Here is a 12,415-nt window from a genome sequence, read left to right as displayed (position 1 = left end):
AGAAAACATGATGGTTCTTTAACTGTTAGAAAATTTACCTTAGGAAAAACCCGATACCTCCGGTGCTGATCATCTTAACTGCACCATCTACATATTCTCCATCGACATATCCAAGACCAATACTTAGGTTGAGATGAAAACCTGTTTTATAATTTCTCTGAAATCCCCATACTGGTCCCACGAAGAAAGAATTTTCAAAGCTGTTTTCAAATATTACATTTTCAGCCTCTCCGAGTCTATTTCCGCTATATCCAAAAGCCAAGGCCACATAGTTGCCTGAGTTTTGCTCTAGGTCCTTTTTTACAAATTTTCGATTGTAGTAGTTACGGATTTCCCCAGTGAAGAATGGTGCGGCATAGAATTCAGTTCCACTTCCATTGCTGCTACTATAAGCATAAGCACCCAGTTGCAATCCACCTGCTAGGTTTAACGATTGCTTTTTACCCAGCTTTTGCTCTAATGATGCTCCTAGGGGAAGGATGGTAATTTTCAACTGTGTTTGTTTTAGGTCTGGTGCAATTGTGCCCTGTGCAAATCCAAAGCTTATGCTCCCAAAAGCAATAAGAATGGTTAGAATTGTTTTCAACATATTTGTTTTGATTTTCAATAAAAATTTCGGCAATATAGCTTCTTTTTTGTCGAGCAGGTTGAGATTTAAAATTAATGGCTAACACCTATTTCCAATTCAAACAATTCACCATCCATCAGGATCAGTGTGCCATGAAGGTGAGTACTGAAGCGTGTATTTTGGGTGCATGGGTATCAGCATCTAAACCCAGTCGAATATTGGATATTGGAACGGGGACAGGTCTATTGGCACTGATGCTTGCTCAGCGAATTGACGCACCAATCGATGCCATAGAGTTGGATGAGTGTGCTGCAAAGCAAGCTGGTCAGAATGTAAAGGAGTCTGATTGGGCGAATCGTATTACAGTCATCAATAAAGATGTTTTCGAATGGCTAAATACCACAGAGCGGCCATATGATTTGATTGTTTCCAATCCACCTTTTTTTACGAATAGCTTAAAGTCGGATACCAGCAGGAAAAACTTGGCTAAACATGATACTTCTAAATTCAACAAGGAAAACCTGGCATTCGCATTGAAATCTTTGCTTTCGGAAACAGGTAAGGCTTATATCCTCTATCCAGAATTGGAGAGTCAGCAGTTCAAAGAACAAGTGGAAAGAATGGGTTTGTTTTATGCTGAGGCATTGGTTATTAGAAATCAAACGAATGGGTCTGTTTTTAGAGTACTTTCTCAGGTTTCTAAATTTAAATTTTCTTGTCCAATAGAAGAATTAAACATTAGGGAAGGAAGTTCTCATTCGGAGAAGTTCAATGAACTACTTAAAGATTATTATTTAAAACTCTAGGCTATAAGGAATCGCACTATGACTATGATTGTGATTGAAATTATTGTAAACAATATGAAGGATAGATAAGACAAAATGAAAGCGGCTAAACTTCTCATTATTGACTTGAAGCTTATCTTGCTGGTATAAAACAGGCTGATGGCAGTTGTACAGTAGATCATTTCAATGAAGTTCACAACGATAAGGTTTTTGAATCCTGTAGCTGCAAACACAAAAAAACCAATCATATTAAAAATGATTGCTTGTCCAAGTACAAAAAATGCAAAAACGCTACTTTCAAGTAAATTAAACTTAGATTTTCTAAACCAAACATTGCCCCATAAACCTAAAAATGGAGCCAGAAGAAAGGATATATATTGTATATTATTATAGACCTTTTCTTTAATTTCTCTGCCTAATGCCTTGGCTGCTTCAGACTGCTTATTGCCTGTTTCTTCAATGATAGAATCTGAAATCTCTTCTGTTTTGGGAAAGTAATCTGCAACTTCAAAGCCCAAAACATTGATAATAATCAAGAGAACAGTGAACATTAAAAAATAATAGCCGACTGGGCCTACATACTTCCCGCGAACGCCTTTTATATATTCAAGTGCTACTGTTTCGGGTTTTTTGAATAGTCCAATCACTGTCCTGGGAAAAGCCCCGTCAAGTCCATAAACGCGACTAAAAAAATCACTAAAGAAAGACTTAAGGGTAAGTCTGGCTATATCCTGTTTTTGTCCACAGTTGGAGCAGAACTTCTCTTTGGTTGATGTCCCGCATTGGATACATGTTTTCATAATGTATAGTTCGGATGGTTCTTCAAGTATAAACAATGTATGGTAGCTAGGAAATAGCAGTGAATCTTTGAATAAAAAACTTCCTTTCTGCTAGGAAGAAGCAAGGTTTATCTATTTACCTTCGCAGCTCATGCATCGTTTAGTTGCCATATCGCTTTTGCTGCTCTATACATTCGTATGGATGCGTCCTTACTTTCCCTATTTGGAATATGCCTTAAATAAAGACTATGCTATTCTTAATGAGAATTCAGATAAGCTGGATGCTGGCTTTACGCGATGTGAGGACATTTGCTATTTAGAAGATCAGTTGGCGCAATACGCTGAAGAGGAGTCTTCTGATGAAGTGCCTACTCAGCGCGCCAAATTTGGCCATGAAGTGCTGACGCATACCCTGCAAGAGGCCACTCCCTCACTAGACCCACTCCAGAGCTTGTGGTTGCAAAAAGCATGGTCGACTTATACTCAATGCTACAATTCTCGAATGGGCGAAGTGGCATCTCCACCACCCAAGCACACTTAATTTTTCATTTCAAATCTGGGATGACCAGAGGTTTTCCCATTTACAGGTCGCGCTTAAAATGAGCAGGACTCAAATCTATTATTCAAATTTCTGCAGCATGGGCTGTGGAAGAAAATTTTAAATCAATGAAAAATTATTTCAGCGCAATGGCTGTGCTCTTACTTATGATGATGAGTTGGGCTGCTAGTGCCCAACAAACCGTATCTGGAACTATTGTAGACCAACAAACTAAGGAAGCGATTCCAGGAGTAAACGTAATCATAAAAGGAAGTGCCACAGGTACTGTCACAGATGTGATGGGCAAATTTCAGCTACAGGCAGCTGCAGAAGATCAGTTGATGATCTCCTATTTGGGCTATGAATCTGTAGCGTTAAAAGCTACGCCAAACATTGGGGCCGTAGAACTTAAACAGTCATCCATTGAACTCAATCAAGTGGTGGTTTCGGCCAGTAGAGAAGTACAAAAAAGATCCGAAACACCGGTGGCTATTTCGAGCTTGTCGGCCAAGCAAATAGAAGAAGCACATGCGACTAGTACGGATCAGTTGCTCAACAAAACACCTGGTGTCTACATGGTAGATCTAGGCAATGAGCAGCATAGCATGTCTATTCGACAACCTTTGAGCTATAAGAGTTTATTTCTTTATTTAGAAGATGGCGTGCCTGTGAGAACCACTGGCGTGTTCAATCACAATGCCTTGATCGAGATGAATATGGGCGCTTTCAAAAACATAGAAGTAATCAGAGGCCCGGCCTCTTCGCTTTATGGGAGCGAGGCCATCGGTGGAGCTGTCAATTTTATCACCTTGAATCCCACGGCGTCTTTGCTGGCGAAAGCCTCTCTGCAAGCTAATAATCTGGGGTACAAAAGAGGAGACCTTATTTTTTCAGACACTTATGGAAAAGTGGGTGTTTTGGCATCGGTAAACTATGCCGACCGCAAAGACGGTTATCGTGCGCATAGTGACTATGAAAAATTGGCTATGACGCTAAAGGCCACCATGCCACTGAGCGAAAAAGCCTTTTGGTCCAATAGCTTGACTTATGTCAATTATCGGTCAGACATGACGGGTAGTTTGGATAGTGCCAGTTTCTATAATCAGGAATATTCGTCCTTTCAGACCTTTACCGATCGTGCGGTAGATGCGCTACGGTTCAAAAGTGCTTTGGATTATTATTGGGATAGAGGAGCTAAGTCTTCGGCTACACTTTTCTACAGAAACAATTCTGTGAAACAGAACCCGTCTTATAGAATCAAGGACGATTATTCGCCTTGGGGCAACCCTGGTGGAGATCCAAATCTGGCCCACTCCGAGGTAAATGATAATGCTTTTAATAGCTATGGATTAATTCTTCAGCACAAGGAGTTGTTGAACTTTATGAATGCGGCCATAACCGGAGGAGCAAGTTTGGACTATAGTCCGAGTTCGTACGAGGCTAATTACATCAGTATTTACAAAAGTGATGAAGGTGTATATGAGCGTTTTACGCCAACTGATTCTGTGCTGACTAACTACGAAACAAAGTTGATTAATTACGCCGGCTATATGCAATTCGATATAAATCCATTAGATAGATTAAGGTTGACGGCAGCCGTGCGATACGACCGCTTTACTTATGTATATAACAACCACTTGCCGTCTACGGCATTTTCCGGTGCACCTGATGAAACCAATCATTTCAATGCATTCACGCCCAAGTTAGGACTGACATATGATTTCGGTGCTGGATCAGGTATATATGCCAACTACAGTCAGGGTTTTGTACCTCCACAAGTAAGTGAACTGTACAGAGGTGTGCAGGTTCCTACTCTGGAGCCTGCAGTATTCTCCAACTATGAAATTGGCGGTTGGTTTGCCTTGTTTACCAAGGCGTCTCTAGATCTGGCAGTATATCAGCTCAATGGACAAGACGAGATTATCAATGTGCGTCAACCAAGCGGAGACTATGCCAACGAAAATGCTGGCGAGACATCGCACCGTGGGGTGGAATATGGTTTGAACTACCAACCCATCCCATCCTTGCATATTCGAGTCAGTGGTACCAATGCCCAGCATACATTCAAGGATTATGTGGAATCTGGTGTTGACTTTTCTGACAACGAAATGGCTACAGCTCCCTCCTGGATTACGAATGGAGAAATCACTTATCGACCTGGCTTTATCAAAGGTTTCAGAATTGGTGTAGAGTGGCAGCATGTGGACGAGTACTATATGGATGCAGCCAATACAGCGACTTATGAAGGGTTTGATATTTTTCACCTGAGAATGGGCTATGAAATCAAAGGGGTTGAAGCTTGGTTGAACATCATGAATGTTACCGACAAGCTCTACGCTACCAATTCCTCCAAATCTGCTTGGGGTACTAATTATAACCCGGGAGATCCAAGGACATTTAACGTGGGGCTGGCTTATAAATTTCAGAAATAAGGTATCAATGAAAATTGTTTGAAATTTTGTGTCATCTCGACAGTAAGGAGAGATCTTATTACGGTTGTGTATCCATTAAGATTCCTCCTATAGTCGGAATGGCAGTTGTTTGAATTTCAGACAGTTTTCCTCATTCATAACTATATGAAAAAGAAACAACTATATATCTGGCACCGGTGGCTCAGCGTGTTGTGTCTACTGCCAGTGATGATGTGGTGCTTCAGTGGCTTGATGCACCCCATGATGGCTCATTTTTTTAAAGTGAGCCCGGCGCAAATGTTTTTGAAGCAACAGCCATTTGAAGCTGACTTAGCTATGGTATCGATCAAGGATTTGCCGTTGCCGAAAGGCAACATTCAAGATATTCGCTTTGCCAGAATTGCAAATAAGCCCTATTACCAAATTCAGGTGAATGACGAATGGAAATACTATGATTGGCATAATGGGGAAGAGTTGGAACATGGTGATGAAGTTTATGCGCGTCATTTGGCTCAATACTTTTTGGGAGACAGCACGTCCGCTATTTCCTCGATTGAAATAGTAGAAAAGTACACCGCACAATACAAAATTATCAACCGATTGTTGCCCGTTTATAAAGTGGCTTTCGATCGAGAAGACGGCATAGAGGTGTATGTTCATACGGGATCTGCACGCCTCGGCACACTCAACGATGATATGAGAAAAGGCTTCTTGTGGGTCTTTTCAATGTTTCATAATTGGGACTTTCTGGGAGATGATTCTAACTTGAAGCGTGTAGTGGTGTTGCTATTCTCTACTTTGGTATTTATCACTGGGGTGATGGGTTTGGTGATTTTTTTTACGACTAAAAGGCTGTCTGAATCCAATGCGCGTATGAAACCCAGAAGACGCCACCGCAAACTGGCGGTAGCCGTATCGATCGTGTTGCTGATGTTTTCATTTAGTGGTGCTTATCATGCCTTGCAAAAAATTGAGCCTTACAACCTGAATGGACATGGGCCTTCACCTTTAAAGGTGAATCTGGACGATCTGGTCAACGAGCCTTTGGACGCCATGCTAAAAGTTGTAGCACCATTCAAACAGATTTCACTCAAAGAATTGCAAGATGAATTGTACTATAGATTTGAACCAGCTCAATTCGGAAGTGAGGCTATATATACAAGCGTTGAGGGATTGGAATTATTGGATAATGGAGATTTTGCCTATGCCAGAGAAAGGGCTGAGGCTATTGCAGGGCAAAGTTTTGAATTAATTGAAGAACCAGTGGCAATTTCTAAATTCACCAGGGCTTATGGTTTTATCAATAAACGATTGCCAGTAGTGCAGATTGCTTTTGATACACCAGATCACTTAACCTGTTTTATAGAGCCTAGTTCAGGGATTCCTGGAGCCATCGTTCGGGACAAGAACAGAGCGGAGATAGTAAGCTTTTTATTTTTACACAAGTATCATTTTCTGGACTTTCTTGGCAAAGGTCTTCGAGATACGATCATGTCTCTGGCTGCTTTGTCGTTGGTAGTCATCGCCTTGTCTGGGCTATGGATCTTGATTAAGAAGTAATCGGGCAAAAAAATAGCGCAGGGTTTAAACCCTGCGCTATTTTTTTTAAGATTTCTAGTTCGTTACTTCAATTCTTCCAGTTGAGCTTCTACTTCAGCTTTAGTACCTGTCAAAGTATCTACTTTTACAATTTCCTTGCCGTCAACTACTGATTTAGTTTCAACTATTGCCGTAGTGCTGGCTTCTTCACCAGATAGCATTACTTTCACTTCTTTCTTAGCTTCTTTTGCTGCACAACAAGCTTTAGTGCAACCAGGCTTGCATTCCTTCTTATCCATTTTGGAATGACATTTAGCCGTACAAGCACCTTCGTGCTTACAACCCATCATTTGCTCGGTCTGTGGGGCGCTAGCATGTCCGCCAGTACCGTATACTTCACCTAAGATTGGAGCGATTACAAGTCCTACTAAACAAGTCAATTTGATCAAGATGTTCATAGAAGGTCCTGAAGTATCTTTGAATGGATCACCTACTGTATCACCAGTTACTGCCGCTTTATGTGCTTCTGATCCTTTGTAAGTCATTTCACCATTAATTTCAACGCCTGCTTCGAATGACTTCTTAGCGTTGTCCCATGCACCACCGGCGTTGTTTTGGAAAATGGCCCACATTACACCAGATACAGCTACACCGGCCATGTATGCACCCAAAGCTTCAGGTCCCATTGCAAATCCGATGATGATCGGAGTGATGATAGTCAAAGCACCAGGCAACATCATTTCTTTCAATGCAGCTTGCGTTGAGATCTCTACACATCTGGCATAGTCAGGTTTGCCTGTTCCTTCTAGGATGCCAGGTATTTCTTTGAACTGACGTCTAACTTCCATTACCATTTCCATGGCAGCTTTACCTACAGATTTCATAGCCAAAGCAGAGAATACAACTGGAATCATACCTCCAATAAACAAGGCCGCCAATACGTCAGCTTTGAAAATGTTGATACCATCGATACCTGTGAAAGTTACGTAAGCAGCGAAAAGTGCTAATGCAGTCAAGGCCGCAGAAGCAATCGCAAATCCTTTACCTACTGCAGCAGTAGTGTTTCCTACTGAATCTAAAATATCAGTTCTTTCTCTTACTTCTTCTGGAAGTTCACTCATTTCAGCTACACCGCCTGCGTTATCCGCGATAGGGCCGAAGGCGTCGATGGCCAGCTGCATCGCAGTAGTAGCCATCATCGCAGAAGCTGCGATTGCTACTCCGTAGAATCCAGCCAATTCATAAGATCCCCAAATCGCGATAGCGAAAAGAATCACTGAAGAGAAGGTAGAAATCATACCTGTAGCCAAACCAGCAATGATGTTGGTTGCAGCTCCGGTAGATGAATTCTGAACGATGTCCATGACCGGCTTTTTGCCAAGCGCTGTATAGTATTCAGTGAACATTGAGATTAAATAGCCAACACCTAATCCTACCAATGTAGCATAGAATACGTGACGGCTAGGAATGTCCATAGTGCCTTCACCGAAGAACTTCATTCCAATAATGGTATCAGGAAGCATGTAGTCAATTAAGAACCAACCTGCAACTGCAGTCAATAAAATAGAAACAATGTTTCCTGTGTTTAATGCTTTTTGTACTTCTGCTTCTTTAGCAGAATTGTCTTTGATGCTGATCAAGAATGTACCTATAATAGAAGCTATGATACCCACACCTGCGATCATGATTGGCAATAGGATTGGTCCCATACCTCCAAAAGTGTCAAGCACCACACCTGCGTCAGCCATATCTTTGATGATATAGTTACCCAATACCATAGAGGCAAGGACAGTCGCTACGTATGAACCGAAAAGGTCGGCTCCCATTCCCGCTACATCACCTACGTTATCACCTACGTTGTCAGCAATAGTCGCAGGGTTTCTTGGATCATCTTCTGGGATACCTGCTTCTACTTTACCTACTAAATCAGCGCCTACATCGGCTGCTTTCGTGTAGATACCACCACCTACTCTAGCGAATAGTGCAATAGATTCAGCACCTAATGAGAAACCAGCTAAGGCTTCCAAAACCATGGTCATGTCGTTGTAGAAAGAGCCTGCGCCCATAAACATCTTGGTGAATACCAAGAAGAATAAACTAAGTCCTAAAACTGCTAAGCCTGCAACACCAAGTCCCATTACTGTACCGCCACCGAAAGATACTTTCAATGCATTTGGTAAACTAGTTCTAGCAGCTTCAGTGGTTCTGGCGTTGGCTTCGGTAGCAATTCGCATTCCAATGTTTCCTGCGGCTGCGGAAAATATCGCTCCAACAACGAATGCAGGAACAATCATCCAACTCGTAGTTTCAACCATAGTTGAAATACCAAATAGCGCAGCAGAAGCAGCTACTACAAAGATGGCTAACAGTCTATACTCAGCACTCAAGAAGGCAAGTGCACCTTCTTTAATGTTTTTTGAGATTTCTTGCATCTTCTCATTTCCGGCACTTTGTTTCTTTACCCATGCCATTTTAATAAGCATGAAAACAAGTCCCAGACAGGCCAATACGATTGGCACGTAAATCAAATTACTCATATCTTTTCCTAGAATTTTTTAAACTCAAATTTAAAAATCAAAAAAGGGCATAAAGCCCTCTCATTTAAACCAGCGCAAATATAAGAGATCAGTCAAGAATAAAAAATATAGTCGCCGAGGGAATCGGTAGCGACTCTGGTTGGCTCTATTTTACATTTTAATGGACTATTTCAATAGATAAGAATCAAACACTTTGAAATTGGAATGGAACGAAAGCATTTTGGGGATAATTGCGTACTTTGCTTTCCAGTTCGATTTATTAAGAAATTTCAAAACATGTCTTCCGAAAAGAAAACAACAGCCGTATCCAGTATTTTACTTATTGTGGCATCCATTAGTATACTGCATTTAGTGAATTTGGCGCATAATGAACTCACCATTGATCTAGCGATGGCGCCAGTAAAGAATCTTTCTGATGCGCGGCATCTGATCGTAAATGGAAATTATAATCGTGCGATTCAAGAGTTGGATGATGCCATGATGAAAATGCGAGTGATAGAACAGTATACAGACAGTTCATCAATTGCTCATTTAGAAAGAGCGGTGGAAGATTTAGAGCTTGTGGAAAAAGAGATGCGTATCGATGATCTAAAGGAAGATGATCTAAACAAAGCCTTTTTTAATGCTTTGAACTCAATTGCTTATGCATGTATGACCATATCTCAAAACAACTTAGATAAAGGGGAGAAGTTTAAGGCCATGCAGTTTATGAATGCGACTTTCGCTGAAATGATTGCTTCGTTAAAATTCGTACAAGATGAGCAGTTGAGACATAAGGAAGAGAAAGTAATCGCTCATGTGAGAGAGATTCTAGATAAAATGGAAGCTACGAAATATACCTTCAGGTTTGACTATGATATGGTTAATCACGAATTAGAGGAGTTGATAGAAAATTAAACGATTCCTTCCCATCTTCAAGGCTAGCGTTATATTTGCGGCTTAATCCGGAATGCTTTGAAGAAAATCATCAGTTTTGTTGTTCGCCATATCCCGCGAAAATATTTGCAGCTTTTTAGTCATGTAGCACTTAAGGTGGTGGCTCTTTTTTATAGAGGCAACAAAGTAGAGTGCCCAGTATGTGATAGTCAATTTTCTAAGTTTGTGCCTTATGGCAGAGTGGCTAGAGCGAATGCACTTTGCCCCAATTGCCTGGCATTGGAGCGTCACAGGCTGATGTGGCTGTACCTCAAACAAAAGACTACCTTTTTTCAACCCAATCAAGAAGTCCTACACATTGCACCGGAAATCTGTTTTATCAAGCGATTCGAAGAGATCCATGGTGATCAATATATCACAGCAGACTTGGAGTCTCCTTTAGCCAAAGTCAAAATGGATATCCACGAGATGCCATTCGAAGACAATCGATTCGATGTGGCCTTTTGTAACCACGTGATGGAGCATGTCGCAGATGACATCCAATCCATGAAGGAAATCCACAGAGTATTAAAACCTGGTGGCTGGGCTATCATCCAGATTCCAATTTTTCATCCAGTTCCAGAGGTTACTTTTGAAGATGATACTGTTACCGATCCAAAGGAAAGAGAGAAGCTATTCGGACAAGATGATCACGTGAGACTTTACGGCAAGGACTATCCAGACCGATTACGAAAAGCAGGATTTACAGTAGTTGAAGATAATTTTGTTAATTCTTTATCAGCCGAGGAGCAAGCTCGATATGCGTTACCAAAAGATGAAGTGATTCATTTATGTAAAAAAGATTAGTCCTTTAACCCAATCTTTTGACTCACCAGATAATCATTCTTTCGTGTAGAAGATTGAGTCATCATTTCGCCGATAAAGCCGGCCAAGAAGAGCTGGACACCAATAATTACTGCCACAAGCGCTAAGAAGAATAGCGGCTGATCGACTACATCCCGCGCTGGTAATCCCATTTGTATTTCGAATATTTTTCGACCAATAATCCAGAAAGTGATTAAGGTTCCAAAGAAAAAGGAGAGCGTCCCGAACGATCCGAAAAAGTGCATCGGTCGTTTTTTGAATTTCGATACAAAAGAGATGGAAAGCAGATCTAAAAATCCAAAAATAAATCGCTCCAAGCCAAACTTAGTTTCTCCGTATTTTCGAGCTTGATGTTGTACTACGCGCTCACCTATTTTCGCAAAGCCTTGCCCTTTAGCCAAGAAGGGAATATATCGGTGCATTTCACCATAAACGTCAATTGACTTGACTACCTCTTTTTTGTAGGCTTTTAATCCACAGTTGAAGTCATGTAGTTTGATTCCTGAAAACTTCCTGGCCACGAAGTTGAAAAACTTCGAAGGGATAGTTTTCATAATCGGATCATAGCGCTTCTTTTTCCAACCTGAGACCAAATCGTATCCGTCCTTGGTGATTTGGTCATAGAGGCTGGGTATTTCATCCGGACTATCTTGTAGGTCAGCATCCATCGTGATTACAACTTGGCCACTTACATTTTTAAATCCAGTATTGAGTGCTGCTGACTTTCCGTAGTTTCTGTTGAATTTTATGCCTTTGACGTGCGCATCTTTTTCTGCGAGTTCGCTGATAATTTCCCAGGACCTGTCCGTACTTCCATCATCCACAAAAAGGATTTCATACTGAAATCCTTTTTCTTCCATCACTCGGCCAATCCAAGCATGGAGTTCAGGCAAAGATTCTTCTTCGTTGAGTAGTGGAATAACTACGGATATGTCCAGAGATTCAGTCATTATTCAAATTCGGGTCTTTTCTTTTTAATGATTGCACCGCAAATTAATCCAATAATTGCAGCTCCCAATGCCCAGGCCCAACTACCTTTCAGTATGCCGCCTACAGAAAATTGACCTGCCATATCTTTCTCTACTTTTTCAAGCGCCTCATCCATATCTTCTGAAGGTACTCCAAAACTTTCTAATCGAGACTCGGTGTCTTGTATTACTTGTTCTGTCAGTATTTCTGGTAATTCTGGATCAATAAAATTGAATAGTGCAATTGAAAAAACACCATTTAAGATTGCGCCTATCAAGCCTGCAATGAAAATGAATTTAAATGCATCTCCAAAGGATATAAATCCTTCCAGATGTTCATTTCTATATTTTTTTCCTAAATATGAATATAAAAAAATCGAGAGAGCAAAGGAGAGAAATGCAAAAGTTAAGCTTACCATAATAGCTACATCCACAACATAAATAATCATCGATATTATGATGCTGATAAGCCCTACAATAAGTCCGCCTTTGATGGCTTCGGTGCTAGCGTTAGATTCCATTTGGTAATAGTTTAAGGTTAAATAAAATA

11 protein-coding genes are annotated in these 12,415 nt (G+C 40.9%); 6 read left to right on the top strand and 5 right to left on the bottom strand.

The window, feature by feature from the left end:
* Positions 1-34 precede the first annotated feature (34 nt).
* The gene (locus R8N23_RS18610; RefSeq protein WP_318173112.1) at positions 35-589 is read right to left on the bottom strand and encodes a hypothetical protein; all 555 of its coding nucleotides are present in this window, start codon (positions 587-589) and stop codon (positions 35-37) included.
* 74 nt (positions 590-663) lie between these two features.
* Here R8N23_RS18610 and R8N23_RS18605 point away from each other — a divergent pair, with 74 nt between their 5' ends.
* Positions 664-1,374 (top strand): tRNA1(Val) (adenine(37)-N6)-methyltransferase, encoded by a 711-nt coding sequence (locus R8N23_RS18605; protein WP_318173111.1) that lies wholly within the window; start codon positions 664-666, stop codon positions 1,372-1,374.
* Here R8N23_RS18605 and R8N23_RS18600 read toward each other — a convergent pair.
* Positions 1,371-2,153: a DUF3667 domain-containing protein gene (locus R8N23_RS18600; RefSeq protein ID WP_318173110.1), complete on the bottom strand. Its 783-nt coding sequence runs from the start codon at positions 2,151-2,153 to the stop codon at positions 1,371-1,373. The two genes, R8N23_RS18605 and R8N23_RS18600, sit on opposite strands and share 4 nt — an antisense overlap.
* Before the next feature lie 130 nt (positions 2,154-2,283).
* Between R8N23_RS18600 and R8N23_RS18595 the strand changes: the two genes are divergently transcribed.
* The 3 genes from R8N23_RS18595 (at position 2,284) to R8N23_RS18585 (ending at position 6,641) form a co-directional block, all read left to right on the top strand.
* Entirely contained in the window at positions 2,284-2,673 is a 390-nt protein-coding gene (locus tag R8N23_RS18595; protein WP_318173109.1) for a hypothetical protein, read from the top strand.
* Positions 2,674-2,798: 125 nt separating this feature from the next.
* Positions 2,799-5,102, top strand: a complete 2,304-nt coding sequence (locus R8N23_RS18590; RefSeq protein WP_318173108.1) for a TonB-dependent receptor — start codon at positions 2,799-2,801, stop codon at positions 5,100-5,102.
* A gap of 144 nt (positions 5,103-5,246) precedes the next feature.
* Entirely contained in the window at positions 5,247-6,641 is a 1,395-nt protein-coding gene (locus tag R8N23_RS18585) for a PepSY domain-containing protein (RefSeq protein WP_318173107.1), read from the top strand.
* A 62-nt stretch (positions 6,642-6,703) separates the two neighbouring features.
* Here R8N23_RS18585 and R8N23_RS18580 read toward each other — a convergent pair whose 3' ends face one another.
* Positions 6,704-9,157, bottom strand: coding sequence for a sodium-translocating pyrophosphatase (locus R8N23_RS18580; RefSeq protein WP_318173106.1), 2,454 nt, complete (start codon positions 9,155-9,157; stop codon positions 6,704-6,706).
* A 276-nt stretch (positions 9,158-9,433) separates the two neighbouring features.
* Between R8N23_RS18580 and R8N23_RS18575 the strand changes: the two genes are divergently transcribed.
* Positions 9,434-10,054: a hypothetical protein gene (locus R8N23_RS18575; RefSeq protein ID WP_318173105.1), complete on the top strand. Its 621-nt coding sequence runs from the start codon at positions 9,434-9,436 to the stop codon at positions 10,052-10,054.
* A 57-nt stretch (positions 10,055-10,111) separates the two neighbouring features.
* Positions 10,112-10,879 (top strand): class I SAM-dependent methyltransferase, encoded by a 768-nt coding sequence (locus R8N23_RS18570; protein WP_318173104.1) that lies wholly within the window; start codon positions 10,112-10,114, stop codon positions 10,877-10,879.
* Here R8N23_RS18570 and R8N23_RS18565 read toward each other — a convergent pair.
* Both R8N23_RS18565 and R8N23_RS18560 read right to left on the bottom strand, forming a co-directional pair.
* Positions 10,876-11,847: a glycosyltransferase family 2 protein gene (locus tag R8N23_RS18565; protein WP_318173103.1), complete on the bottom strand. Its 972-nt coding sequence runs from the start codon at positions 11,845-11,847 to the stop codon at positions 10,876-10,878. The two genes, R8N23_RS18570 and R8N23_RS18565, sit on opposite strands and share 4 nt — an antisense overlap.
* Positions 11,847-12,386 carry a DUF4199 domain-containing protein gene (locus tag R8N23_RS18560; protein WP_318173102.1) on the bottom strand — a complete coding sequence of 180 codons (540 nt, stop codon included), beginning with the start codon at positions 12,384-12,386 and terminating at the stop codon, positions 11,847-11,849. Before R8N23_RS18560 ends, R8N23_RS18565 begins: the two co-directional genes overlap by 1 nt.
* Between the last annotated feature and the right edge of the window lie 29 nt (positions 12,387-12,415).

Source organism: Reichenbachiella sp. (assembly GCF_033344935.1).
In the GTDB taxonomy this organism is placed as follows: domain Bacteria; phylum Bacteroidota; class Bacteroidia; order Cytophagales; family Cyclobacteriaceae; genus Reichenbachiella.
This window is presented reverse-complemented; position numbering and strand designations above follow the sequence as displayed.

Bases quoted from the DNA above. Each gene is read 5' to 3' on its own strand.
- R8N23_RS18610 (WP_318173112.1), bottom strand. From the start codon at position 589: ATGTTGAAAACAATTCTAACCATTCTTATTGCTTTTGGGAGCATAAGC.
- R8N23_RS18605 (WP_318173111.1), top strand. From the start codon at position 664: ATGGCTAACACCTATTTCCAATTCAAACAATTCACCATCCATCAGGAT.
- R8N23_RS18600 (WP_318173110.1), bottom strand. From the start codon at position 2,153: ATGAAAACATGTATCCAATGCGGGACATCAACCAAAGAGAAGTTCTGC.
- R8N23_RS18595 (WP_318173109.1), top strand. From the start codon at position 2,284: ATGCATCGTTTAGTTGCCATATCGCTTTTGCTGCTCTATACATTCGTA.
- R8N23_RS18590 (WP_318173108.1), top strand. From the start codon at position 2,799: ATGAAAAATTATTTCAGCGCAATGGCTGTGCTCTTACTTATGATGATG.
- R8N23_RS18585 (WP_318173107.1), top strand. From the start codon at position 5,247: ATGAAAAAGAAACAACTATATATCTGGCACCGGTGGCTCAGCGTGTTG.
- R8N23_RS18580 (WP_318173106.1), bottom strand. From the start codon at position 9,157: ATGAGTAATTTGATTTACGTGCCAATCGTATTGGCCTGTCTGGGACTT.
- R8N23_RS18575 (WP_318173105.1), top strand. From the start codon at position 9,434: ATGTCTTCCGAAAAGAAAACAACAGCCGTATCCAGTATTTTACTTATT.
- R8N23_RS18565 (WP_318173103.1), bottom strand. From the start codon at position 11,847: ATGACTGAATCTCTGGACATATCCGTAGTTATTCCACTACTCAACGAA.
- R8N23_RS18560 (WP_318173102.1), bottom strand. From the start codon at position 12,386: ATGGAATCTAACGCTAGCACCGAAGCCATCAAAGGCGGACTTATTGTA.